Origin of the sequence: Desulfovibrio sp. Fe33 (genome assembly GCF_028532725.1) — a bacterium.
Taxonomy (GTDB): domain Bacteria; phylum Desulfobacterota; class Desulfovibrionia; order Desulfovibrionales; family Desulfovibrionaceae; genus Pseudodesulfovibrio.
The window spans coordinates 35,845-61,692 of record NZ_JAQKGU010000004.1 but is presented as its reverse complement, the minus strand read 5'-3'; the positions used below and the strand labels follow the sequence as shown (position 1 = coordinate 61,692).

Here is a 25,848-nt window from a genome sequence, read left to right as displayed (position 1 = left end):
CTTATGAGCAATAAACATATTCCAGAAATAATGGCCCCCGCCGGGGACGGAAACGCCTTTCTGGCGGCCGTCGCAGCCGGGGCGGACGCGGTCTACGTGGGTTTGAAACACTTCTCGGCCCGTATGCAGGCCCAGAACTTCTCTATCAGCGAGCTGGCGAGGCTGGCAAGCCTGGGCCGCGATCGCGGAACCAAGACCTACGTTGCCATGAACACCCTGGTCAAGCCCCAGGATGTGGAATCAGCAGGACGCCTCATCGATCGGCTGCAAAAAAACGTCAAGCCCTTCGCCCTGATCGTCCAGGATCTGGCCATGCTCACCCTGGCCCGCCAGGCCGGTTTCACCGGCGAGCTGCACCTGTCCACCCTGGCCAACGTCACCCACCCGGCAGGGCTGGAGATAGCCAAGAAATTGGGCGCGAACCGCGTGGTGCTTCCCCGCGAGCTGAACCTGGACGAGGTCAAGCTCATGGCCGAGGCGTGCCCCAAAGACCTTGACCTGGAAATTTTCGTTCACGGCGCATTGTGCCACTGCGTGTCGGGCCGCTGCTACTGGTCCAGCTACCTGGGCGGCAAATCGGGCCTGCGCGGCCGTTGCGTGCAACCCTGCCGCCGCCTGTACACGCAGGGCAAGGACAAGCCCGAACGGCTCTTTTCCTGCTCGGACCTCTCCCTGGACGTCCTGACCAAGCCGCTGCTCTCCATGAACCGCGTGACCGCCTGGAAAATCGAAGGCCGCAAAAAGGGGCCGCACTACGTCTACTACACGGTCAAGGCATACCAGATGCTGCGGGACAATCCCCAGGACGGCCAGGCCAAGAAGACGGCCATGGAGCTGCTCGACCAGGCCCTGGGCAGGCCATCCAGCCACGCCCTGTTCCTCCCCCAGCGTCCGTTCCAGCCCGTCCAGCCCAAGGAGGAAACCAGCTCCGGACGGCTTATCGGCGAAATCAAGCGCGATCAGAAAAAACTCTTTTTCGAGCCGCGCGAGCAGCTTGAGACGGGCGATCTCGTACGCGTGGGCTATGAGGACCAGCCCGGCCACAGGACCATTCCCATCCGCCGCCGCGTACCCAAACGCGGACGCATGGACATTCCCTTTTCCAAGCAGCACACCGGCCCAGCCCTGCCGACTGGAACCAAAGTCTTTCTGGTGGACCGACGCGAACCGGAACTCATGAAGCGGATAAAGGAACTGGAGAAGGAACTCGATTTCTTCCCGGCGCCGGAGCCCAAGGAATCCACCTTCACGCCGACTTGGCCCAAGGCCGCCCCGCGCAGCCGGACCAGGACGCGGTCCGAAGCCGTGACCCTGTATCGTCAGCCGTCCAAGGGCAAGATATGGGACCGCGCCGCCTACTGGCTCGAACGCTCCATCGTCGGCAAGGTGCCGTCCAAAATCGCCAGCCGCGCGCAATGGTGGCTGCCTCCGGTCATCTGGCCCGACGAGGACAAGAAATACCGTTCCGTCATCAAGGAGGCCGTGCGCAAAGGCGTGCGGGAGTTCGTACTGAACGCCCCCTGGCAGGCGGCCTATTTCGAAGACCGCAAGAACGTCACCATCATCGCCGGGCCGTTCTGCAACATCGCCAACAAGTTCGCCCTGGACGTCCTGCGCGACCTCGGGTTCTCCGGGGCCATCATCAGCCCGGAGCTTCCCCTTGAGGATCTCCAGGCGCTCGCCCAGAACCCGCCCCTGCCGCTCGGCTTTGTCGTCAAAGGCATGTGGCCCTTCGGCATCTCCCGCTTCCTGGCGGACACGGTGCCCTTTGACGAAGCCGTCAAATCGCCCATGCACGAAGTCGCCTTCGTCCGCAAATACGGGCAGAACAACTGGATCTTCCCCGGCTGGGAACTGGACCTGACCAAGGAAACCCGTACCCTTGAGAAGCTCGGCTTCAAGACCTTCGTGACCATGCTCGAACCATGGCCGCGCAACGTCCCGCGCCCCAACCGCACCAGCGAATTCAACTGGCGGCTGAAGCTGCTATAGAAAGAAAAAGGAACCCGCCCCTGCTTCGGCAGAGGCGGGTTCCCTGCTTAACGGCTCACCGCTTGGGCAGGCTCATTCCCGGTGTTTCGATTTTCAACGCCCAGATGCCCGATGATCGCCTGTATGGTTTCGGCCAGGGACGCCAATTTCGCAATGACGGAGGCCGAATCCTGCACGGCCTCGGCGGTGCCGGAAGCCAGCCTGCTCACCTCCAGCACCGCGCCGCTGATCTGCTCGGTGGCGACGGACTGCTGGCGGGCGGCGATGGCGATGCCTTCGACCCGCTCGGCCACATTGACCGAAAACTCCTGAATGTTGCGGAATGCCCCCACGGAATTCTCGACCTCGCCGTTGGCCTCGGCCACATGGGACAGCGTTTCCTTCACATCGTTGATATTGCGATTCGTCGCGTCCTGGATGGCCGTGATGCGCGTCTCCACTTCCTTGGTGGCGACCATGGTCTTCTCGGCGAGCTTGCGTACTTCATCGGCGACCACGGCGAAGCCTTTGCCCGCCTCGCCCGCGCGGGCGGCCTCAATGGCCGCGTTCAAAGCGAGCAGATTGGTCTGGTCCGCAATCTCGTTGATAACGCTGATGACCTGCCCTATGGACTCCGTATCTGCACCGAGCCTGGCCACTCCTTCCCGGAGCACGGAAACCGTTCCGGCCACGGCAGACATTGACCGTTCGGTCCGCTGCACCACTTCGATGCCCATGCTCGCCTCATTACTGGCATCGCCCGCCATGGCCGAAGCGTCGCCGACGTTCCGGGCCACCTCGCTGACCGTGACGTTCATCTCTTCCATGGCCGTTGCGGACTCGGCCATACGCTCCTGCTGAAGGACCGCGCTCCGGGCTATCTCCCCGGTGCGCTCCTTGAGGTCGAGAGACACCGTCGTCAACTCCCGGGACACTTCGCCCGCCCGGCCAGCCGCCTCATTCATGCGCACCAGCAAGGCCTGAACGCGCTCCTGCTGGCCCACGGCCTCGTCACGCGCCTGGTCGGCCGCTTCCGCCTGACTGCGCGCGTCACGCTCCATATCGCGGGCTTCCCCGATGGCGGAGCGCAGATGTGCGACCATCTCGACCAGCACATCCTTCAGTTCTCCGAGTTCGGCGGCGAATTTACCCTTCGGCTCAGCGTCGAGGTCGCCGCGCGACACAGCCCCGGCGAAAGCGTTGAGCCGCATCAGGGGCTGATTGATCGATCGCATGACCCACAGGAGAAGGATAAGAATGGCGACGCCCACGGCCAGTTCCACGCCGACCACGTAGTAGTCGATCATCCGGGCGTCATGCTGCGACTGAGCCACACTGCTGTCCGCGATCTCTCCATAGATCGGCTCCAGGGCGCGCGCCGCCTCAATGAGTCCGGCGGTTATGGCGGCGATGCTCTTTTCATTGTCCACATATTTGCCGAAAGCGTCGAGATACGCCTGGAGGGCCTTCATCCGCCCTGCCGCTTCCTCCGGGGGATAGAGGGCGGAAAGCATCCCGCCCAACGCCTTCGCTCCTTCGGTCACGCGATCCACATACATCTCGCCGCCACGAATGATGTAATTTTTTTCCTGCCGCCGCATCTGGAGCAGCTTGATTACCAAATCCGCCGCCATCTCCCCCTTTCCGAACTCGGCCTCAAGATTGCGGGCCGCCTCGATGAACTCCCAACGCAGTCCCTCTTTCATGGTCAACCCCATGGCCACGTAGAGATCATTGACCCCGATCAACGCTCCCCTGTACTGCTGAAGAACGGTCAACGCATTCCCGCAGTTGTCGGCAAGTCCGGGGTTGATCCGGGCTATTTCCTCCAGAACGGCTCCGGCCTTATCCACATTTTCCAAAGCCTTGCGCGTATATTGCTCGTCTTTGCGCAACAAAAAATTCTTTTCGTGCCGTCTTGCCTGAAGAAACAGCGCATTTCCTTCATTGGCCAGAGTAGCCAGCTTCCTGGCCTCAATCACGTATTGGCCCCCGACATAGTTCACAACAAAGATTCCGGCCAATCCAGACAAAACGGAAACGAAGATCAGAATAAGTTTGCTCTTGATGCTCACGACAACCCCCTTTTGAATGGCAAAGTGAAATGGGTGCCGGATTGCAAAAGACATGCACAAATATATTCAATTATTTCAAGCTTAGCATCTCGCAAACCTACGCAAAATCTGTTTGCGTGATTTGCTTGACCCCTCTGTTCCCCACGACAGCAACGGCCCACAGGCTTGCGGGATTTGCTCCCACCATGGGAAAGGCGCAATACGAAAACAAAAATACGGAACCTGGCGAACTTGTAAAGAAAAGGAGATGGGGGCGAGAAAAACCGGAAGGAAATCAGAAAAGGGGTTCGGCGCAACCCGACACGGAAGCATAGGACAGAAGGTCCATCGCCTCCTCAGGAAATCCTGGAAACTCCCGGGGAGCGGGAAATCGGAAGGCTCAGAACGTCCGCCCGTCCCAGCCGAACAGGTTGCGTTCGATGTTGCCGAAGGCGATGTAGACCCGATTGGACGGGATGGCGAGTTCCCTGTTCAAAAAGCCGCAGACGGCGGCGGAAAGTTCCGGGGTGCGTGCCTCGGGAAGTCCTATGGAGTCGAGGGTGACGAATGCGGCTGGTTCCGGGGTGCCGCCGAAGAGGAGGCGTTTTGCCGGTTCGAGCACGGCCAGGACGTAGGACTCGGGCTTGCCGAGGATGTCCGCAGCCAGGGCTGAGATCGCCTTGAGGCAGGCGTTCTCATCGGAAACAGCAACGTTGGTTTCCACCTTGATGAACGGCATGGCCTCTCCTAGAGGTAAATGGTTCCGGTCATGTAGGTCACGGCTCTACCTGCGATCTTGACGCGGTCGCCGAGATATTCGCAATGGAGCGAGCCGCCCCTCGCAGAAGCCTGAAAGGCGTGGAACTCCGATTTTCCGAGGCGGTCGGCCCAGTACGGAACCAGGGTGCAATGGGCCGAGCCGGTAACCGGGTCTTCCGGGATGCTCTCTTCCGAAACGAATACGCGGGACACGAAATCGTGGTCCAGACCGGGAGCGGTACAAATAAGACAAAGGCCGTCCAGCGCCGAAACCAGGCGGAAGTCGGGAGCAAGCGCCCGGATGTCCTCCTCGGTCTCGAACACGGCCATCATGTCACGGCGGCCCATGTACAGCTCGACGGGCCTCGCCCCCAAGGCCTTGGTCACCCTCTCGGTGACTTGAATTCGGGAACAGGACCAGGCCGGAAAGTCCATGGAATAGTAGTTGTCCTCGTGGTCCACGAAGAGCCTACCGCTCTTGGTCTGGAAGACCACGGCCGGATCGGAATAATCCAGGTGCCGATAGATGACGTGGGCGCTGGCCAGGGTGGCGTGGCCGCACAAGTCGATCTCTATCTCCGGGGTGAACCAACGCAACTCGAAATACTCGCCCTTTCGAACGAAAAAGGCGGTTTCGGGCAGGTTGTTCTCCAGGGCGATCTTGCGCATGAGGTCGTCGGATAGCCACTCGTAGAGCGGAACCACCGCCGCCGGATTTCCTGAGAAAACCTCGTCCGCGAACGCGTCCACCTGGTAAAGATCGAGTTTCATGCCTTCCCCCAACACCTAGAAGGTTTGCTTGAACAAATCGTCCGCCGAAGCCGGAGCCTCCCCGTTTTCGCCGTAGGAACTGGACGTTTCCGTTGGTTCGGACCCGACCTTGAACGGCAAGAAATACTCTTCGGTCGACGACGGCGAGGCCAGTTTGCCGGTTTTGCCGTCAACTTTGACCATAACGATTCCTGGCGGCTGAGTGAAGTCCTCGTAGGGATAATCTTCCTCCACGTGCTTGCGGTAATCCACCCAGATGGGGCTGGCCGCGCGCGAGCCGGTCTCCCACTTGCCCATGGGAGTCAACTCGTCGAAGCCCACGTACACGCCGGTCAGCAGATACGGAGCAAAGCCCATGAACCAGGCGTCCTGCTCCATGTTGGAAGTGCCGGTCTTGCCTGCGACGGGCCGCTTCAACACCTTGGCGCGCCAGCCGGTTCCGTTCTGCACTACCTGCTTCATGAGGGTGGACATGATGTAGGCCGTCTGCGGGCTCATGGCGTCCACGGCCTCCGGCTTGGAGGCATAAAGCTCATCGCCCCAGGCGGACTTGACGGACAGAACCGTGCGCGGCTTGATGTAAGAACCGCCACGCGCAAAAGTGGTGTACGCCTCACAGAGATTCATGGGCGTGACCACGGCGGACCCCAGGGACACGGACAGGTCGTGCGGGAAATCCGACTCAAGGCCCATGGCCTCGGCTCGCTCGATAATAGTCCGGATGCCGAGCTTCTGGGCCACGCGGATGGTGCACAGGTTCTTGGACTTGACCAGGGCGGTGCGCAGCAGGGTCGGTCCTTCGAAGGTGCCCTCGAAGTTCTCGGGCCGCCACAGTTTGCCTTCGGCGTCGTTGGCGTACACGATGGGCGCGTCGAGGACGATGCTCGCGGCGGTGTAGCCGTTGTCCAGCGCAGCCGAGTACACGACGGGCTTGAAGGCCGAACCGGGCTGCCGCCGAGCCTGAGTGGCCCGATTGAACTGGCTTTTGGCAAAGGAATACCCGCCCACCAGGGCGACGACCTCGCCGGTGCCGGGCTTGATGGAGACAAGCGCGCCCTCGACCTCGGGCTCGCGCTCAAGGTCGAGAATCCAGGTGCCGTCTTCCTTTTCCGGGGCGCTGTCCACAGTCACCCAGACCACATCGCCCTTTTTCAAAATCTTGCGGGCGTCGGTGGGGTTCGGCACGTCCTCATGGCTCTTCCTGAAATCGGGCTCGCGCACCCACCACATGGCTTTGAGAGGAATGGTTCCCTTGAACTTGCCGAATTCGACTCGGGCTTCGCTGCTGGAAACACCGGTCACGAACGCCTTCATGAGGCGGTCCTTCTCCATGATGCCGTCGGTGGTCTGCGGGCCCTCCTCCAGGACGCCGGGCTTGTCGGCCTCGGTGAAATGCCCCACCGGACCGAGCCAGCCCCGCCGCTGGGCGGAATCGAGAAGCCCGCGCCGAAGCGCTTTTTCCGCCGCACCCTGGTGCTTGAGGCTGCACGGCGTAGTCACGGTCAGGCCGCCGTTATACACCATGTCCTCGCCGTACTGGTCGACGAGCCAACGGCGGACCTCTTCCAGATAATACGCGCCTACCTGCCAGGACGGATCGTCCATGGATTTGAGCTCGATCGGTTCGGCGAGCGCCTCCTGGTACTGCTCCTCGGTAATCCACCCCAGTCCGCGCATGTGACTGAGGACGTACTCCTGACGCTGCCTCGCCAGCTCGAAACTCTGGTAGGGATTGTACCGGGTGGGGGCCTGGGGCAGACCCGCGATCAAGGCCGCCTGGGCAATGGTCAGGTCCTTGGAGTGCTTGGCGAAATAGGTTCTGGACGCGGCTTCCACGCCGTAGGAATGCGCACCGAGGAAGATATGATTCAGATATATGGTCAGAATCTCTTCCTTGGTCAGGTAGTTCTCCAGACGAAAAGCGAGGATGGCCTCCTTGAGCTTGCGCTTGTAGCTGCGCTCGGAGGTCAGCAGCAACCGCTTGATGACCTGCTGGGTGATGGTCGAACCGCCCTGCTTGGTGCGCCCGGCCATGAGGTTGGCCTTGAAGGCGCGGACGATGGCGGTCAGATCGACGCCGTCGTGCTCGTAGAAGGACGCGTCCTCCGCGGCCAGAAACGCCTTGGGAATCCATTCGCTCATCTGATCCAGAGTGACCAGGAACCGCTTTTCCTTGTAGAAATAGCCGAGCACCTTGTCGTCCTGGGCGTAGACCGTAGTCACCAAAGGCGGCTTATAGTCCGTTATTTTCTTGAAGCTGGGCAAATCCTTGGCCGCCCATAAATAAATCGCAACGGCCGCGCAAACACCTGCCACAGCACATCCAAGAAACAATATACCAAATATTTTCAAGAATTTGTTCATATTCTATCCATCAAAAGGTTTTCTTGACCGGGCTCGCGCCCTTGGTCGGAGGCAATCCCCAGACCAGACGCAAGCGGCCGTACAAATCCTTCACGGTCGCCCTGTTGGTGTCAAGGATGTCGAGCATCCGGACCAGAGTGGCCCCTTCCCGCCGCGCGAGGCAGGTGGGGATATCGAAAAATGTAACCGTCTTCCCGGCCATCCAGAAAGGGAAAAGGCGGCAGTAATAGGGGCGCGCCTCCATCGGTATCTCGCAGCCCAGCGGGCCGAGAAACCGGCAGGCGCCCATGGAATCCACGGCCAGCCGAAAATGATCCTTGCCTTCGGGGAAAAGCTGCCTGACGAGACTCTCCTCGCCGGGGAAAAGACGGCAGGCGTAGTCGATGAAAGCCTTGGAATTGGAAGAAAGGACGAAGCCGCCGGTATACGGCACCAGCTCCTGGATGCGCTCCTTCTCGATCTGCGAGAGGGGGAAACAGAATTCCTCCTGGCCCGAAGAGATGCGGCAACAGGTCGGCCCTTGGAAGGAACACCTCCTGCAAACGTCCGAGTCGCCGCCCTGCGCCCGGGTCATCAATCGGCTCTCCCGGCGCGACCATCGGAAAATGTCAGTTCGCCCTTGCCGAGCAGGTCGTGCAGGTGGACCATGCCCGCCAACCGTCCGTCATCGCGGACCACGGGCAGGACGGTGATCTGGCTATGCTCCATGAGATCGAGAACGCGGGCCGAGGATTCTCCGGCCGAGGCGCGCCGGGGGGATCTGGTCATGACGTCATGCACGGGCAGATCCATATTCAGGCCGCCGGCGCAAACCATACGGCGAACGTCGCCGTCGGTAAGCACCCCCAGAAGGAAATTGTCTTCGTCGACCACTGCGACCAGCCCGAGCCCGCCGTCGTTCAGGGTGGACAGGGCCGACTTGAGGGCGGCGTTTTCAAGAACCACGGGCAGGCCGTCGGTGTGCATGAGCTGGTCCACGCAGGTGGCCAGCCGCTGTCCCAGCGATCCGCCGGGATGAAACCGCTTGAAATCGTCCTTGCCGAAGGATTTCCACTCCATGAGGCAAACGGCCAGCGCATCGCCCACCGCCAATTGCGCGGTGGTCGACGAGGTCGGAGCCAGCCCCATGGGGCAGGCTTCACGCGGCACATGGACCTGAATATGAATGTCGGCCAGTCCGGCCATGGTCGAAGCCGGATTGGAGGTCATGGCTATGACCTTGGCGCCGAGGGATTTCAAGGTGGGCAGAATGGCGTTGACCTCGTCGGTCGCGCCGGAGTTGGAAAGGGCAAGGACCACGTCCTCGCCCCGGATCATGCCCATGTCGCCGTGCGCTCCCTCCACGGGATGAAGAAAGAAGGAAGGCGTGCCGGTGGAAGACAGGGTGGCCGCGATCTTGCGGCCCACCAGCCCGGACTTGCCCAGTCCGGTGATGACGACCCGCCCCTTGCACTGCGCCATCGCGGTAAGGGCTTCGACGAACGGCCCGTTCAACTGGTCGCGCACGGCCTCAAGACCCTGGACCTCGATGTCCAGGACCTCGCGGGCCAGGGCGAGCCAATCCTTGCGCTCGGATGTACATGCCATGCGGTATTCTCCCGAATATGGACCGGGCAGGACGCGGTCGCGTCCATGCCCGAACCGGCGGCCCTCGCGCCGCCGCGGCCCGGCCGCCCGCTCAAGCGGGAAAAACCGGACGTTGATGATTCGCGGCCTAGCAGAATTCCTTGATGATGCCGGGGGTCGCCTCCAGGCAATCCTTGCCCATCCTGTCGGACAGGGGAACCGGATAGTTGCCGTCGAAGCACGCCAGACACCACTCGTCCTGAGTCACGGAGTCGAGCAGCCCGGGAATGGTCAAGTAGTGCAGGGAATCGAGGTCCATGAAGCGGGCGATGTCTTCCACCGCGTGGTTGGCCGCAATGAGCTCGCCCTTGGAAGAGAAGTCGATGCCGTAGAAACAGGGGAACTTGATGGGCGGGCAGCTCACGCGAAGGTGAATCTCCCGCGCGCCGAGTTCGCGCAGTTTCTTGACCCGGGCGCGAATGGTGGTGCCGCGGACGATGGAATCCTCGATTATGATGATGCGCTTGTTCTGGATCATGGACTTGACCGGATTGAGCTTCACCCGCACGGAAAAGTCCCGCATGTCCTGGGAAGGCTGGATAAAGGTCCGGCCCACGTAATGGTTGCGGATCATGGCCAGCTCAAGAGGCACGCCGGATTCCTGGGAGTAGCCCACGGCCGCGTAGTTGCCGGAATCGGGGAACGGCATGACGAAATCGGCGTCCACCGGGGCTTCCTTGGCCAGCATGGTGCCCATGGCCTTGCGCCGCTCGTAGACCACGTCGCCGAAGATGTGAGAGTCGGGACGGGCGAAGTAAATGAGCTCGAAGATGCACTTGCTGCACCGGATAGGCTCGGCGAACCTGTGGGACGTCAGCTTGTTCTTGTGGACCACGACCATCTCGCCGGGATCCAGGGGACGCAGGTAGTCGGCCTCCACCAGGTCGAAGGCGCAGGTTTCGGAGGCGAAAACATACTTGTCTCCCACCCGGCCCAGCACCAGAGGCCTGAACCCGTTGGGGTCCTTGACCGCGATCATCTTGTCGTTGGCCATGATAAGCATGGAATAGGCGCCGCGCACGCGGTTGCACGCCTTGCCGACGGCTTCTTCTATGGAATCGGACTGATGCAGATATTTGATGATGAGATGGGCGAAGACCTCGGTGTCCATGGTGGTCTGGAAAATGGACCCGCTGGCCTCCAGTTCCGAACGAAGCTCGTAGGTGTTCACCAGGTTGCCGTTATGGGCGACGGCCAGGCGCAAGTCGCCGTGGCGGACCAGAAACGGCTGGGCGTTGCGGATAAGCGACGCGCCCGTGGTGGAGTAGCGGATGTGGCCCATGGCGATGGAACCCTTGAGTTCCTTGCTCAGATGCCGCTCGTTGAATACGTCGGCAACCAGCCCCATACCCTTCTGTTCGCGAATCTTTTCTCCGTCCCAGGTAACGATGCCCGCGGACTCCTGCCCGCGGTGCTGCAACGCGTAAAGACCGAAATAGGTCATACGCGCCGCCTCCTTGTTTCCGTAGATACCGAAAAGACCGCAATACTCTTTCTTCATGAAGACTCTCTCGTGTGTCCGGCTGGTTAGCCGTAATATTCCTGCAGGCTCTTCACTTGCAGCCCGGTTTGTCTCAATTCACATATGGCCTGCACCACCGCACGCGCCCCGGATACCGTGGTGGTGTAGGGAAGACCGTACAACAACGCATTCTGGCGGATCATCTTGGCGTCGCCCACGGTCTTCTTGCCCGAGGGGGTGTTGATGACCAGGTCGAAGGCTCCGTTCTTGATATGGTCGATCACGTGAGGCCGCTGGCCTTCGTGGACCTTGTGGACCTTCTCCACATTGACGCCCTTGCTCGCCAAAAAGTCGGCGGTGCCGCCCGTTGCGGCGACCTTGAAGCCCATGGCCTCGAAGTCCTTGGCCACCAGCACGATCTTGGCCTTGTCCCAGTCGTTGACGGACATGAAGACCGTGCCCGAGGTGGGCAGCTTTTGCCCCGCGCCCAGTTGCGATTTCATGTAGGCCAGGCCGAAACTCGGATCAATGCCCATGACTTCGCCGGTGGAACGCATCTCGGGTCCGAGCAGCACGTCCACGTTGGGGAAGCGGTTGAACGGGAACACGGATTCCTTGACCGAAACGTGTCCCTTCTTGCGCATGGTCCAGGGTTTGAGGTCCTTGAGCTTCTCGCCGAGCATGACCCGGGTGGCCAGCTTGGCCAGGGGAACCCCCGTGGCCTTGGAGACGAAAGGCACCGTGCGCGAGGCGCGCGGGTTGACCTCGATGATGTAGACCTCCTGGTCCTTGATGGCGAACTGGACGTTCATCAGCCCGACCACGCCCAGCTCCTTGGCCATGGCGATGGTCTGCCGCTCGATCTCGCGGATGAGCTCGGCGGACAGGGAATACGGCGGCAGCACCGATGCGGAGTCGCCCGAATGGATGCCCGCCTCCTCGATGTGCTCCATGACCCCGCCGATGTAGACATCCTCGCCGTCGGCCAGGGCGTCCACGTCAACTTCAATGGCGTATTCGAGGAACTTGTCGATGAGGGTCGGATGTTCCGGCGAGACCAGGGCCGAATGACGGAAATAGTGATCGAACTCGTCCATGGAGTAGACGATGTCCATGCCCCGGCCGCCGAGCACGTAGGACGGGCGGAGAACCAGGGGGAAACCGAGCTTGGACGCGATCTCGCGCGCCTCGACCATGGACATGGCCGTTCCGTTGGGCGGCTGCCTGAGATTCAGCTTGTTCAGGAACTGCTTGAACCGCTCGCGGTCCTCGGCGCGGTCGATGGCGTCCGGGCTCGTGCCGATGAGCGGCACGCCCGCATTCATCAGCCGAAGCGCGAGGTTCAGCGGGGTCTGGCCGCCGAACTGGACAATGACCCCGTCCGGCTTCTCGAACTCGACGATGTTCATGACGTCCTCGAAGGTCAGGGGCTCGAAGTAGAGCTTGTCCGAGGTGTCGTAGTCGGTGGAGACGGTCTCAGGGTTGGAGTTGACCATGATCGACTCCACGCCCAGTTCCTTCAACGTGAAGGAGGAATGGCAGCAGCAGTAGTCGAATTCGATGCCCTGGCCGATGCGGTTCGGTCCGCCGCCCAGGATGATGATCTTCCTGCGGTCCTCGCGGACGTTCTCCTGTCCTGTCTCGTAGGTGGAATAATAATACGGAGTATAGGCCTCGAACTCGGCGGCGCAGGTATCGACCAGATAATAGGTGGGCTGGACGCCCAGTTCCTTTCTCAAGGAGCGCACCGTATCCTCGCTGATCCGCCACATGGCAGCCAGTTGAGGATCGGAATAGCCGTATTCCTTGGCCTTGCGGAGCATGGCGGCCATGCCGTCGGCCTCCGCCGTCACGCCCTCGCGCTTGCCGAACTTGATGAGCTCCCGCTCCATGTCGATGATGTCGCTGAACTGACGCAGGAACCACGGGTCGATCTTGGTGGCCTCGTGCAGCTCCTCCTCGGTCATGCCGCACAACAGAGCATCGCGCAGGGCGTAGATGCGCTGGGAGTTGGGACGACGCAGGAGTTTCAAAATCTCGTTCTTGTCGAAGTCCTCTTCATCGAACCGGTCGCCCAATCCGATATGGCCTGTTTCAAGCGAGCGCAGCCCCTTTTGCAGCGCCTCCTTGAAGGTCCGGCCGATGGCCATGGTTTCGCCCACGGACTTCATGGCCGTGGTCAGATAATCCTCGGTGCCGGGGAACTTCTCGAAGGTAAACCTGGGAATCTTGACCACGCAGTAGTCGATGGCCGGTTCGAAGGAGGCCATGGTCTCGCGGGTGATGTCGTTGGGAATCTCGTCCAGGGTATAGCCGACGGCCAGCTTGGCCGCGATCTTGGCGATGGGGAAACCGGTGGCCTTGGAAGCCAGGGCGGAGGAACGGGACACGCGCGGGTTCATCTCGATGATGATCAGCTCGCCGTCCTCGGGATTGATCGCGAACTGGACGTTGGACCCGCCGGTCTCCACGCCGATCTCGCGCATGACCGCCAGGGAGGCGTCGCGCAACCGCTGATACTCGTCGTCCGTCAGGGTCTGGGCCGGGGCCACGGTCACCGAGTCGCCGGTGTGCACGCCCATGGGGTCCAGGTTCTCGATGGAGCAGATGATAACGCAGTTGTCCTTCTTGTCCCGCATGACCTCCAGCTCGTACTCCTTCCAGCCGAGGATGGAGCGTTCGAGCATGATCTCATGCTTCATGGACAGGGCCAGGCCGTTGGCGCAAATCTGCTCCAGCTCTTCCATGTTGTAGGCCACGCCGCCGCCGGAGCCGCCCAGGGTGTAGGCGGGCCGGACGATGATCGGGAACGGGATTTTCTCGCCCCACTCGCGGACATCGTTCATGTTTCGGCAGATGCCGCTCTCGGGCATACCCAGGCCGATGTTCTTCATGGCGGCGCGAAATTCCTCACGGGATTCCGCCTTGTTGATGACGTCGATATTCGCGCCGATGAGCTCGACGTTGTATTTTTCGAGCACGCCCATATCGGCCACGGCCAGGGCCGTATTCAACCCGGTCTGCCCCCCCAAAGTTGGCAAAAGAGCGTCGGGACGCTCTTTCTCGATGATTCGGGCAACGGTTTCGGGCTCAATGGGCTCGATATAGGTGGCATCGGCCAGCTCCGGATCGGTCATGATGGAGGCCGGGTTGGAGTTGACCAGGACCACCTCGTACCCCTCCTCCTTAAGCGCCTTGAGGGCCTGGGTACCGGAGTAATCGAACTCGCAGGCCTGGCCGATGACGATGGGGCCGGACCCGATCAGCATGATCTTCTTAATATCTGTGCGTTTGGGCATTATGCTCGAAGTAGTTGAAGTTACGGCGGTATTCGAGGGGAGCGCGCAGCCCCGCCCCCTCCGCCCGGCGAGGCACCACCGCCGCCTGCCGGACAAGCAATCCTTATTATAAGGTTATCCCCCGAAACGCAACGGTTATATCGGCGCGACCGTAGACGGAAGAGGACAATCCATCTTCAATTCTAAGCATTCCGAACAAGTTTGCAAGGGACGTCTGAAAGTACGCAGATTCCCGTTGACAGGCCCAATGTTGATACTTATTCTCAACCTCAACGCGATATTTGAGGGAAAATTCAGCGATGCAAAAGCCTTTGACAGAATTTCCGACCGGTTCGGTAGTACGTATTTCCGGTATAGACGGCGGCCGTCAGGCGCGCTCCAGAATGCTCGCCCTGGGCATGACGCCCGGCTGCCCGGTGACGGTGCTGAGCGGCGGCTCCAAGGGGTGCCGAGTGCGCGTGCGCGGCTCCGATGTCGTATTGTGTTGCGGCCTGGCCGCAAAAATCCTGGCAGTGCTCGACGCCTCGGATGAAGGGCCCCGATGCACCTGCTGTCCCGGCCCGCGCGCCCGGGCGTCCTAACCCTTCCCTCCGACGTTTCTCGAAGGCCGCCCGCACGGGCGGCTTTTTGCTTCCCCGCCCCATTGCCGATTATACTTGTTCGTCGTTGCGGCCCGGTGCTAGCCTGGTAAAAAACCGGAGCCACCACATGCCCGACAACATCAGAATCGGCATCAGCGCCTGCCTGGCCGGACACAAGGTTCGATACGACGGGACGGCGGCCAAGGCCGAGCACCTCACCGGGTCTCTGGCCAAGTACCTGGAGTTCGTCCCGGTGTGCCCGGAAGCGGCCTGCGGCATGGGCGTGCCGAGGGAAGCCGTGCGCCTTGTCGGCGACCCGGAAAACCCGCGCCTCAAGGGACGGCAAACCGGCAAGGACTGGACCGACACCATGCGCGCGTGGGCCGAATCCTTCCTTCCCGAATTGGAAAAGGCCCGGCTTTGCGGATTCATCTTCAAGGCCAAATCCCCGTCCAACGGCATCGGCCGAGTCAAGGTCTACCGCGAGTCCGGCGGACAGCCAGCCAGTTACGCAGGCGTGGGAATCTTCGCCGCCATGGTCATGAAGCGATTCCCCCTGCTTCCGGTGGAGGACGACGGCCGACTGCACGACGCGGGCCTGCGGGCCAACTTCGTCGAACGCATTTTCACGGAGCGGCGTTGGCAGGAATTCCTGGACAACTCCACTTCCCGGCGCGGACTCATTGACTTCCACACCCGCCACAAGATGCTCATACGGTCTCACGACGTGACCGGCTACCGCGAGCTGGGTAAAATGGCGGCCGAGAACGGACGCCCGGACGATCTCTTCAGCCGCTACCACGACCGGCTGGCGCAGGCCATGGCCCTCAGGCCGACGGTGCGCAAAAATGTCGACGTGCTCATGCACATCCTCGGCTACTTCAAGAAGCAGCTCTCCTCCGATGAAAAACAGGAGTGCCTGGAACTCATCGAGAACTACCGTAACGAACTCGTCCCGCTCATCGTGCCCGTGACACTGTTCAACCACTTTGTACGCAAGTACGATGTTCAATACCTGCGGGACCAATACTACCTCAATCCCCACCCGCTGGACCTCAAGCTGCGCAATCACGCATGAAAAAGGGAACGACTACTTGAACTCCCAGAAGAGGGAAATCAGGCGTTGAAAGCCGCTTCGCGGCAATATGTCGGATGATTTCGCCTCCGGCGGGCAAGGGCTCGCACCCTTGCATCCCTTGTATGCGCCTTCGGCGCGGTTTTATTCGCTTTGCGGCGGTTTGGAGCAAAAGCGGGGAGGTGGATATTTAGGTCCTTTTTTTTTGGGGAGGCTTTCCCTTGAACTTCCTGGAGAGGGAAATCAGGCGTTGAAAGCCGCTTCGCGGCAATATGTCGGGTGATTTCGCCTCCGGCGGGCAAGGGCTCGCACCCTTGCATCCCCTTTATGCCGCCTTCGGCGCGTTTTTTCCCGCTCTGCGGGGGGAGTGGAATGAAAGGGGGGAGTTAAGCATTTATGTCTCATAAGAAAAGCCCCCGCGGCAATCGTCGCGGGGGCTTCCTGCTTCCGAAATAGTACGCGCTATGAAAACGCCGAATGCTCCGGCTCCAGCCGTAGCCGCACGCCCTTGAGATCGCCCCCGCCCGCCAGCCACGTCCGCAGCAGTTCGCGATTGCGGAAGATCACCGGATGCGGGCAGCCGTACCCGGCCTGATCCAGCAGCCCGGCGGCCTGATCCGGATAATGTTTGGCAGCGGACAGGCAGGCCAGTAGATTCAGACACAGGTCGTTCATGGGGAAACGCAGGGTCATGGCCTTGCCCAGCGGCAGCATGACGTCGCCGAGCCGCCCGGCGCGGAAGTAAGCCACGGCCAGATCGAACTGGGCCGCGTGCAGCCCCGGGAGACGGCCCGCGATGGCTTCACGTTCCTCCACGGTGTAGGCGATCCTCTCGGCGGCGTAGGACGTGCCGTCCAGATTGCGGATGCACACATCGAACCCGTAACGCCTGGCCCAGAACAAACCTTCCGCGGCCTCGTCCGGGTCAAGCCGCATGTCGAGCCGTTGACAGCCCGCAAGGCGCATGGCCTTGAGCAGCCCGTCCGTGGGCACGGTGTCCATCCGCGCGCTCCAGAGGACGTTCAAGTCACGCACGCGCATGTCCAGGCACATCTCGACGACCTTCGCATGATCCGCGAACATTGCGGCATCCTCAAAAGCCAGGGCGGACAGCTCGCGTTCGCTCACCGCGCGTTCCACCTCGTCCAGACTCCAACTCTGATCGAAACGGACAACGCCGTGCGCAAACGAATGCTTTCCCATATCGCCCCAGCCGGGCGAAATCGTCCTCGGTTCAACTCGCATACAACACCTCGGCAGCCCGTTTTTTGACGCTTCGGACATACCTGACAGGCTATAATGCAAACACTTTGCCAAAAGCTGATGCGAAAGGAAGAAACAGGGAAGATGCAATTCAACGGGATTAATTCCAGCGTGGATATTGGCCGAATACAAAACGACGAACATATCGTTCGCCCCCAAAATAGGTCTATACACCCACACTCCCCGCTGTCATGGCAGGACGCCACGAAACAAAAAAAACCGCGCCGAAGGCGCATACAAGGGATGCAAGGGTGCGAGCCCTTGCCCGCCGGAGGCGAAATCACCCGACTATCGCCGCAAAGCGGCTTTCAACACCTGATTTCCCTCTTCAAGAAAAGAAAGAGGAAACACCCCAAAAAGAAAGGCCCCCGAACGGAGGCCTTTCCACATGACATTTGATGTCGGCGGCTAGCTGACCTTGCTGCCGGGAACGACCTCCCCGGACGGAGTCAGAAGCTCCATGCCCTTGTCGGTCTTGACGGCCAGGATCATGCCCTGGGAAAGCTGCTTGCGAAGCTTGCGGGGCTTGAGGTTGGCGACCACGACCACCTGTCTGCCGACGAGGTCCTCGGGGGTGAAGAAATCGGCGATGCCCGCGACAACCTGCCGCAGATCCTTGTCGCCGGTATCGACCTTGACGAGCAGGAGCCGGTCGGCGTCGGGGTGTTTCTCCACCGACTTGACCGTGCCCACACGCAGATCAACCTTCTGGAAATCCTCGAATTCGATCTCGGGAACAGCCTCTTCGGCCGCCTTGTCGTCCTTCTTGGAAGCCTTCTTGGCCTTTTGGGCGGGCTTGTCCTGGGCCTCTTCCTCGGGCGGGTCCACGCGGGGGAAGAGATTGGAGGTCTCGGCCACGGCGATGTCGGACTCCAGCAGACCCCAGACGTCCAGCTCCTTGGGCAGGTTGACCTTTTCCGGGGCGAAAGCGATGCCCAACTGTTCCAGCATCTTCTCGGAAGCCTCGGGCATGACCGGCCACAAATGCACGGCGATCTTGCGCATGTTCTCGAGGAGCACGTAAATGACCGTGGACAGCCGCCCGGTGTTGTTTTGCTTGAAGAGCGTCCACGGGGCGGTCTCGTCGATATACTTGTTCAGGCCGCGAACCAGCTCCCAGAGTCCTTCAAGCGCGCGGGAGAACTTCAGCTCGGAGAAGAAGTCCTGGAAGGATTGCATGGCATCCTGGCCGAGCTTCTTGATCTCCGCGTCCACCACGTCCTCCACGTCGGGCCTGGGAATATGGCCGCCGAAGTACTTGTGGGTCATGGACAGGGTGCGGTTGAACAGGTTGCCCAGATCGTTGGCCAGGTCCGCGTTGAGACGGCCGACCAGAGCCTTTTCGGAGAAGCTGGAATCCTGGCCGAAGGACATTTCGCGCAGCAGGAAATAGCGGAAGGCGTCCAGGCCGTAGGCGTCTTTCATGGCCAGCGGCTCGACAACGTTGCCGATGGACTTGGACATCTTGGTATCCTCCACCAGCCAATAGCCGTGCACGTTGAGGTGCTGATACGGCTCGATGCCCGCAGCCTTGAGCATGGTCGGCCAGAAGATGGCATGGGGCTTGAGGATGTCCTTGGCCACCAGATGGTTGGCCGCGGGCCAGAACTTCTTGAACTTGTCGCCGTCGGGATACCCCAGGGCGGCCACGTAGTTGATGAGCGCGTCGAACCACACGTAGGTGACGTAATCGGAGTCGAAAGGCAGCTCAATGCCCCAGGTCAGGCGGGACTTGGGCCGGGAGATGCAGAGGTCTTCGAGTTCGCCGGATTCGAGCAGGGAAACGACTTCGTTCTTGTACCGCTCGGGCCGGATGAAATCGGGATGCGTCTTAATATGCTCCAGCAGCCAGTCGCGGTACTTGGACATCTTGAAGAAATAGTTCTTCTCGGCGATGTACTCGGGCTTGGTCAGGTGGTCCGGACACAGTCCGTCGACCAGTTCCTTCTCGGTGTAGAACCGTTCGCAGCCGAAGCAGTAGTGGCCGCCGTATTCGCCGAAGTATATGTCCCCGGCGTCGTAGACCTTCTGCAGGATCTGCTTGACCACTTCCTTGTGCCGCGGCTGGGTGGTGCGGATAAAGTCGTCGTTGGAAATCTTCATGTTCGGCCAGAGGTTTTCGAAGAGCTTGCTGATGACGTCAACATACTCCTGCGGTGTCTGGCCGTTGCTTTCCGCGGCCTGGACGATCTTGTCTCCATGTTCGTCGGTGCCGGTCAGAAAGTAGGTCTCCTCGCCCATGAGCCGGTGGAAGCGATTCAGGGAATCGGCCACGGTGGTAGTATACGCGTGACCCAGATGGGGCTTGGCGTTTACGTAATAAATGGGCGTGGTGATGTAAAAGCGTTGCAATTCGGATTCTCCTTGTCGTGGCGAAATCGTGCGCCCGAACGGGCGTTACTTCTTGGGAGGCCTGCGCCTGCGTCTTCTGGGTCTGCGTGCGCGTTTGGACTTGGCGTCGTCGCCGTCTTCGGAAACGGCGGCAGCCTGCTCGGGAACATCCGGCTTGCGCGGAACGTCCCTGCGGGGACGTCGCTTGCGTTCGTCCCTGACCGATTTGGCCTCTGTGTCGGGTTCCGCGTCCTGTTCGGGCATGGCGGGCTCACTGCCGCCGTTGCCGTTCACCGCGCCGGACGGCACGGGATGTCGGCCGCCTCGGCGCCCCTTGGGGGCGGCGGCCCGGGCCTTGGCTTCCGCCTTGGCCTCGTCGCTCGGCGGCTTGTTAACTATTTCATTCCATTCGTCAATGGAAACTTCCTGCTCTTCGAAATTTTCGTCAAGCAACGAAAGGGATTTCTTGAAGAAATTGGAACGAAGGACCTTCATCGCCCCAAGCGATGTCTGGTACTTCTTGCCTACGCGCGGGCACATGCCGTGAAACTCCTCATACCCCTTCTGTTCAAAGCTCAGGCAGCAAAGCAGACGCCCGCAAATTCCTGAAATTTTTGTAGGATTGAGGAAAAGATTTTGTTCCTTGGCCATCTTGATGGTCACGGGCACGAACTTGCGCATGAACCGGCGGCAGCAGCACATCTGGCCGCAGTTGCCGATGGCCCCGAGCATCTGGGTCTCATGGCGAACGCCGATCTGCCGAAGCTCGATGCGGGTGCGGTATTCCTTGACCAAATCCTTGATGAGCTCGCGAAAATCGATACGGCCAGGCGCGGTGAAATAGAAGACCATCTTGGATCGATCGAAAAAAACCTCCACATCCACCAGCTTCATGCCCAGCTTGTGAGTGTTGATGCAGGCGCGGCAGAACTTGAAGGCATCCCTGGAGAGAACCTCATTCTCGGCCACGGCCTCCATGTCCTTTTCGTTGGCCAGCCTGTAGATGACTTTATGGCCGTCTTCATCCTCGTCGCCCCCCTCTTTGGGGGCTTGGCGAACAAGTATGACCTTGCCCAGCCCCATGCCCTGGTCGGTCTTGACGATGACGTGCTGCCCTTCGCGGACTACGAACGGGCCGGAGCCGAAATAATACACCTGTCCGTAATCATTGAATTTAACACCAAGTATTTGGCTCATGGATAAGTATCCTATATGAAAGACCCCCTGTCTGCGGGGGGAGTGAGTATCGCGCAAAGAGAAACAACATATTAGAAAACGGCTTCAACTTCAAATCCGTTTGGAACGCGAAGCCGGATGCCGCCTCATGGCACGGCATCCGGCTGTAATATCTGCGAATCGGCCAGGAGGCTTTTTTCAGATGAGCCCCAGGCTCTTGATCTCGTCCATGAGCTTTTCCTCGTCGATGGGCTTGACCAGATAGGAGGTTGCCCCTCCGAGGAAAAAAGCGTCGTGGGTTTCCTTTTCATCCGCGAGCATGGTGGTGACGATGACTTTGGACTCGCTGTGCGGGCTGATGCCGTGCTCCTGCTCCAAGGCGCGGATTTCGCGCAGGGCCTGTTGGCCGTCCAGTTCAGGCATAAGCAGATCAAGACAGACCAGATCGTAGGGGGCCTTGTCCAGCAGACCGCGTTTAAAGGCCTCGATGGCCTCCTCGCCATTAACGGCGATGTCGCATTTGGCGACTTGGCGCAGGATCTCATGAATCATGTTCCTGCTGTAAAAATCGTCATCCACGATCAACGCTTTCATGTCTCGCCCTCCTATCTGTCTGACCATCTCGGGGTTGGAGTTACGTTTCAATCTCACTTTCTCAAGAAAAGCGCAACAGTTCGCCATGACGGGATCGGCCGGACTCCCGCCTACAATTCGAATTCCATGCCCTCACGGGCCAGCTCGAAACGCACGCCGCTTTCCTTCCATCCGGCCCGCAACCGGGCGTCCAATTCGTCCAGGTCCTCGTCCGAACGCTCCATGTCGTGGTGGGTCAGCACGACGAGTTCCGCCCCGGCGTCGCGAGCCATTTCCAGCGCGGAATCCATGGAGCCGTGGCCCCATCCCCGCTTCACGGCGAACTCCTCCGAAGTGTACTGGGCGTCGACGACCAGCAGATCGACGCCGCGCAGACGGTCGAGAATGGCCCGGTTGCGCTGTTCGACCAGCTCCGCGTACATCTCGAAATCCTTGTCGCCCGGCGAATAGATATTAACGAAAGGCTCATGATCGCCGGTAAAAAACATGGATTTGCCGTCGCATCGCACAAGGTAGCCGAAATTCGGCGCGGGATGATTCATGAGCAGCGGGGAAACCTGGGCGAACCCCAAGTCCACGGTCTCGCCTTCGGACAACGTGCGGCATTCGAGTTCTGCGGAAAGTTCGGCGGCCCGCACCGGAAAAAACGGGTATTCCATCTGCCGGTCGAGGGCGGCCTCGATACCGGTCATATTCAAGGGGTCGGCGGGGCCGTAGAGGGTCACGCGGCGGCCGGGCAGAAAAAGCGGAAGGAAAAACGGCAACCCGGAAATATGATCCCAATGGAGGTGGGAGATGAAAATGTCGCAGGACGCGACCCCTTCCGCCACCAGCTCACGCCCCAGTCCCCGGATGCCGGTTCCCGCGTCGAGAATGAGCAGCCCTCCATGGTCCCCCCGCACCTCGATGCAGGTGGTATTGCCTCCATACCGAACGGTCCTCGGCCCGGGAACAGGCAGGGAACCGCGCGTGCCTCGGAACCGAATGCGCATCAGCGGGCCTCCCCAAGCTTGATGAATATACGGGCGTTCTCCACTTCCTCGCCAAGGGAAGGCAGGTCCGCAATGAGCTCGTCCAAGGTCACGCCGAAACGGTCGGCCACCCCGGAAGGCATCGGCTCCACCTCATAGTTTCCGGCCGAACCGAAGGACAGTTTCTTGCTTATCTGGTTGGCGGCGAACAGGCAGTCGTTGACCAGGGAACATCCGCCGTCGCCAAGGGAATGGTGGGTGGCTATGGCCTCCCGAAGTTCCACGGGCAAATGCCATTTCCCGGCCAGAAGCCCGCCTATGTCGGCATGGGTGATGCCGATGGTTTTCAATTCGCAGCGGTGCAGGACGGTGCCCGGCTCCGCGCATTCGCTGGCTATGGTCGCATACTCGTCCGGCATGTAGAGGGCGAAAACCACCTTGCCGATGTCGTGCAGCAGACCGGCCGCGAAATAATTGGCCGCATCGTCGCGGGGAATGCCGAGCCTGCGGCCGAGCATGGACGCGCAGGAGGCAACGGCCAGGGAATGCAGCCAGAACGCGCCCATGTCCAACCGTTGGGATGCGGCCTTGGGGATGGCCCCCACGGCGGCAAGTCCCAGGGCCACGTTTTTGAGCGTGTTCAGGCCAAGGTAGACGCTGGCATGGCTGATGGAAGATATTTCCCTGGAAAGACCGAAAAAAGGAGAATTGACCAGACGCAGAATCTTGAGAGTGAAGACGGGGTCAAGCTTGATGACCTCCACCAGGTCCTTTTGGGAACAGTTGATGTCCCCGGCAAGCTCCACGACCTGGTGCACGCTTTCGGGAAAGGCGGGCATCCTCTCCACGGCTTCAAGCATTTTCCGTCTTATGTCATCGTTCATGAAACCATCCATCCTGGCGGGACCGGCTCCGGTTGCGGCCGGTCTCACTCATCCGTTCTCGATACAGAACCTATACGCACTCCTATATCAGGAGTGCTCCTCTGGCAAGCAGAGCCCGCAAGCCATGCCGACACCTGCAACGCGCCGTCCGGCCCATCCCACATGCAGACCACCCGGCCGTTTCTGGCCGTGGTCCAGAACCCGCCTTCCGTCGACGCGCAAGCCGCCTCCCTCACCATCCTGGCCGGAAACCCGTACCGATTCAAGTATCCGTTGGAGCAAAGAATCGCCCTCGGCCCCACCGCCGCATAAAAGCCTTTGGCGAAGCTGCCCCGGCTACCGTGGTGAGGCAGGACAAGAACCTCGGCCGCGAGGTCGGTCCCGCCGCGGAGCAATTCCCGTATGCCGCTGCGGCCCACGTCGCCGGGCAGCAAGGCCAGGGAACGGCCCTCACGCTCCAGGCGCAGGACCAGCGAACGTTCATTGGCCTTGGTCGCGGCGCACTCCTCGCCCGGATGCAGCACGAAAAATCTCGCGCCGGACGTCAACGCCACCGAATCACCGGCGGACAGGGCGACGGGCTCCACCCCGCTCCCCGGCAGGACACGCCGCAACCGCTCGCCGGTCAATCCGCGCGGCGACATGCCGTTGGTGTACAGTGCGCCGACGTCGAAACGCTCAATGAGATACGGCAGCCCATGGCTATGATCCACGTCCGGATGCGACAGGAATATCCCGTCCAGCCGGGGCGGCCTGCCAATGGTCAAACTCGGTCCGACCACGGCCTCGCCCAGATCGAAGGTCGGCGATCCGCCGCCGGTGTCCACCAGCCAACGGTGCCCGCCGGGCAGAGACACGACCAGAGACTGCCCCAGGCCCACGTCGAGCATGGCGAGGCTCGTCCGGTCGCGGCTGTCCTCGACCATGACCATGACATGCGGCGCAACGAGAAGGACAAAGCCGATTCCGGCCAACAGAGCCGGGACCCGGCGCCCCCGAAGGCAAACGGCAGCCGTGACCAGAAGCAGCGTGAAGCCGAGCAACTCGGGCCACATGGGACGAAGAACCGCGAAGACCGGCGTGAGTCCGGCCCCCTGCGCCGCATCGAGCAGGGAAATCAATCCGTCCGCGATCCTGGCGGCCCAGCCCAGCAGGAACGTTCCGGCCGGAGCGGTCCAGGCCGGAACAGCCAGCAGCATTCCGAGCAGTCCCAGGGGCATAACGGCGAAGCCGAGAACGGGCAGCCAGATCAGGTTCAGCAGCAGGTTGGGACAAAACGTTCCGAAGTAGAAGGAAACCAGCGGCATGATGGCCACGGAAGCGCAGACGCTGACCGCGATCACGCCCGCCGCCCAGTAAAAAAGGCGCGCGGGCAGGCTCCGCCCGGCGGAAAAGAAGGACCGAAAAAGCGGATAAAGCAGGCCGATCCCAGCCACGGCGGCCAGGGACATCTGCAAACCGAGATCGAACGCGGACAGGGGCGAGACGAAGACTATGGCCGCAAGGGCGAAAAACAATCCGTCCATGAGCACCCTGCCCCGCCCCTGGAGCAGGAGCGCTCCCCAGAAGCCGAACATGACGGACGCCCGGATCAGCGAAGCGGACGGCTGGCCGAGCCAGGCATAGGCGAGGACCAGAGGCGCGCCCAGAAGCACCGCCAGTTTGGGACGCGGCAGGCGCAGCAACACCCTCGGGCGCAACCGGCCGGCCAACCAGGCCAGGGCGAACCCCATAGCGGCCACAAACCCCACATGCAGGCCGGACAGGGCAAGGGTATGAGCCAGTCCCGCGCTTCTGGTGGCGTCCATGGTGGCCTGATCCAGGCGCGAACGGTCGCCCGTGGTCAGGGCCAGGACCATGGCCCCGCCCCTGGTGTCCGGGAGCCTCCCGGCCACCAGCGAACGCAAGGCCGACCGCATTCCTGCCAGGGACGCCCCGGGCCGCTCTCCCCAGACCGGATTATTCCGCCTCGCAGGCCAGGCCCGCCAAAAAACGGACTGTCGTTGCCAATACCATTCGAAATCCCACATGCCGGGATTGCCGAAACTTCGCACCGGCGCGACCCTGCACACGACGCGCGCCCGCTGTCCAGGCAGCGGCGTATAGTCGGAATTGCGGATGGACAGGGCCACCTTGCCGGGCAGCGGCTCATCCTCCGACTGGCCGTCCTCCCCCTCCAGAACCGCCTGGTCCAGGATCACCCGCAAGCGGTTCCCCGACCGGGGCTCGGCCCGGTCGACCACTCCGCGCAGGACCACCACCTCCCGGGCCGCCACCCGCTCAGGTATGGCTTCGGGCAATTCCGGCGTCCGCTGGGAGGCATACGCGAAACCGAAAACAGCGCACAGGAGCAAGGCCCACACGGGCAACCGGCACGCTGGTCCCCGCAGGACGCGATCGGCCACGGCCAACAGCGGCAAGGCTACGGCTGAAGCTAGGGGAGAACGAACTCCCAGGATTCCCAAGGTGAAGGCGAGCAGATAGGTCTGCCACGGCAACAGCCCCGGCATCGACGCGTCGTATGTCCAGCAAGCATCCCTCACCCCCCTTCCGTTATCAGGAACCCACCCGTTGAGAAAGAGGATATACTCCCTTATGTCCGCCATTTCCCGAACCTTTCATGCGCGTTGAGAACGGGTGGCCGCTTTTACGCAAGGGATGCCGACC

18 protein-coding genes are annotated in these 25,848 nt (G+C 61.1%); 3 read left to right on the top strand and 15 right to left on the bottom strand.

The genetic code is table 11. The annotated features are described in order from the left end of the window. Positions 1–3: 3 nt before the first annotated feature. Entirely contained in the window at positions 4–1,992 is a 1,989-nt protein-coding gene (locus PSN43_RS07220; protein ID WP_272700056.1) for a peptidase U32 family protein, read from the top strand. Between the two features lie 47 nt (positions 1,993–2,039). Here PSN43_RS07220 and PSN43_RS07215 read toward each other — a convergent pair whose 3' ends face one another. The 8 genes from PSN43_RS07215 to carB form a co-directional block, all read right to left on the bottom strand. Beyond that, positions 2,040–3,824 carry a methyl-accepting chemotaxis protein gene (locus PSN43_RS07215; RefSeq protein WP_272700231.1) on the bottom strand — a complete coding sequence of 595 codons (1,785 nt, stop codon included), beginning with the start codon at positions 3,822–3,824 and terminating at the stop codon, positions 2,040–2,042. A 601-nt stretch (positions 3,825–4,425) separates the two neighbouring features. Continuing rightward, positions 4,426–4,764: a phenylpyruvate tautomerase MIF-related protein gene (locus tag PSN43_RS07210; protein WP_272700055.1), complete on the bottom strand. Its 339-nt coding sequence runs from the start codon at positions 4,762–4,764 to the stop codon at positions 4,426–4,428. Between the two features lie 8 nt (positions 4,765–4,772). Further along, positions 4,773–5,555 carry a PhzF family phenazine biosynthesis protein gene (locus PSN43_RS07205; RefSeq protein ID WP_272700054.1) on the bottom strand — a complete coding sequence of 261 codons (783 nt, stop codon included), beginning with the start codon at positions 5,553–5,555 and terminating at the stop codon, positions 4,773–4,775. A 15-nt stretch (positions 5,556–5,570) separates the two neighbouring features. Next, complete coding sequence (locus PSN43_RS07200) at positions 5,571–7,919, bottom strand: penicillin-binding protein 1A (protein ID WP_272700053.1); 2,349 nt, start codon at positions 7,917–7,919, stop codon at positions 5,571–5,573. A 10-nt stretch (positions 7,920–7,929) separates the two neighbouring features. After that, positions 7,930–8,493, bottom strand: coding sequence for a YkgJ family cysteine cluster protein (locus tag PSN43_RS07195; RefSeq protein WP_272700052.1), 564 nt, complete (start codon positions 8,491–8,493; stop codon positions 7,930–7,932). Continuing rightward, positions 8,493–9,506 (bottom strand): KpsF/GutQ family sugar-phosphate isomerase, encoded by a 1,014-nt coding sequence (locus PSN43_RS07190; RefSeq protein WP_272700051.1) that lies wholly within the window; start codon positions 9,504–9,506, stop codon positions 8,493–8,495. The genes PSN43_RS07195 and PSN43_RS07190 overlap by 1 nt, the downstream gene beginning before the upstream one ends. 127 nt (positions 9,507–9,633) lie before the next feature. Continuing rightward, positions 9,634–11,046, bottom strand: a complete 1,413-nt coding sequence (gene purF / locus PSN43_RS07185; protein WP_272700050.1) for an amidophosphoribosyltransferase — start codon at positions 11,044–11,046, stop codon at positions 9,634–9,636. A 26-nt stretch (positions 11,047–11,072) separates the two neighbouring features. Beyond that, the gene (gene carB, locus PSN43_RS07180; protein WP_272700049.1) at positions 11,073–14,306 is read right to left on the bottom strand and encodes a carbamoyl-phosphate synthase large subunit; all 3,234 of its coding nucleotides are present in this window, start codon (positions 14,304–14,306) and stop codon (positions 11,073–11,075) included. Positions 14,307–14,617: 311 nt separating this feature from the next. Here carB and PSN43_RS07175 point away from each other — a divergent pair, with 311 nt between their 5' ends. Continuing rightward, positions 14,618–14,887: a FeoA family protein gene (locus PSN43_RS07175; RefSeq protein ID WP_272700048.1), complete on the top strand. Its 270-nt coding sequence runs from the start codon at positions 14,618–14,620 to the stop codon at positions 14,885–14,887. A 127-nt stretch (positions 14,888–15,014) separates the two neighbouring features. Continuing rightward, on the top strand, positions 15,015–15,965 hold the full coding sequence (locus PSN43_RS07170) for a YbgA family protein (protein WP_272700047.1): 951 nt from the start codon (positions 15,015–15,017) through the stop codon (positions 15,963–15,965). A gap of 459 nt (positions 15,966–16,424) precedes the next feature. Here PSN43_RS07170 and PSN43_RS07165 read toward each other — a convergent pair whose 3' ends face one another. The 7 genes from PSN43_RS07165 to PSN43_RS07135 all read right to left on the bottom strand — a co-directional run bounded on the left by PSN43_RS07165 (position 16,425) and on the right by PSN43_RS07135 (position 25,691). Then, complete coding sequence (locus PSN43_RS07165) at positions 16,425–17,165, bottom strand: hypothetical protein (protein ID WP_272700046.1); 741 nt, start codon at positions 17,163–17,165, stop codon at positions 16,425–16,427. Between the two features lie 468 nt (positions 17,166–17,633). After that, the gene (gene metG, locus PSN43_RS07160) at positions 17,634–19,577 is read right to left on the bottom strand and encodes a methionine--tRNA ligase (RefSeq protein WP_272700045.1); all 1,944 of its coding nucleotides are present in this window, start codon (positions 19,575–19,577) and stop codon (positions 17,634–17,636) included. A gap of 45 nt (positions 19,578–19,622) precedes the next feature. Further along, positions 19,623–20,753, bottom strand: a complete 1,131-nt coding sequence (locus PSN43_RS07155) for a PSP1 domain-containing protein (protein WP_272700044.1) — start codon at positions 20,751–20,753, stop codon at positions 19,623–19,625. 177 nt (positions 20,754–20,930) lie between these two features. After that, positions 20,931–21,326 (bottom strand): response regulator, encoded by a 396-nt coding sequence (locus PSN43_RS07150; RefSeq protein ID WP_272700043.1) that lies wholly within the window; start codon positions 21,324–21,326, stop codon positions 20,931–20,933. A 110-nt stretch (positions 21,327–21,436) separates the two neighbouring features. After that, positions 21,437–22,318 (bottom strand): MBL fold metallo-hydrolase, encoded by an 882-nt coding sequence (locus PSN43_RS07145; protein WP_272700042.1) that lies wholly within the window; start codon positions 22,316–22,318, stop codon positions 21,437–21,439. Then, positions 22,318–23,181, bottom strand: coding sequence for an HDOD domain-containing protein (locus PSN43_RS07140; protein ID WP_272700041.1), 864 nt, complete (start codon positions 23,179–23,181; stop codon positions 22,318–22,320). Before PSN43_RS07140 ends, PSN43_RS07145 begins: the two co-directional genes overlap by 1 nt. Before the next feature lie 44 nt (positions 23,182–23,225). After that, a complete protein-coding gene (locus PSN43_RS07135; RefSeq protein WP_272700040.1) occupies positions 23,226–25,691 on the bottom strand; it encodes a DNA internalization-related competence protein ComEC/Rec2 in 2,466 nt (821 codons plus the stop codon). Positions 25,692–25,848 lie beyond the last annotated feature (157 nt).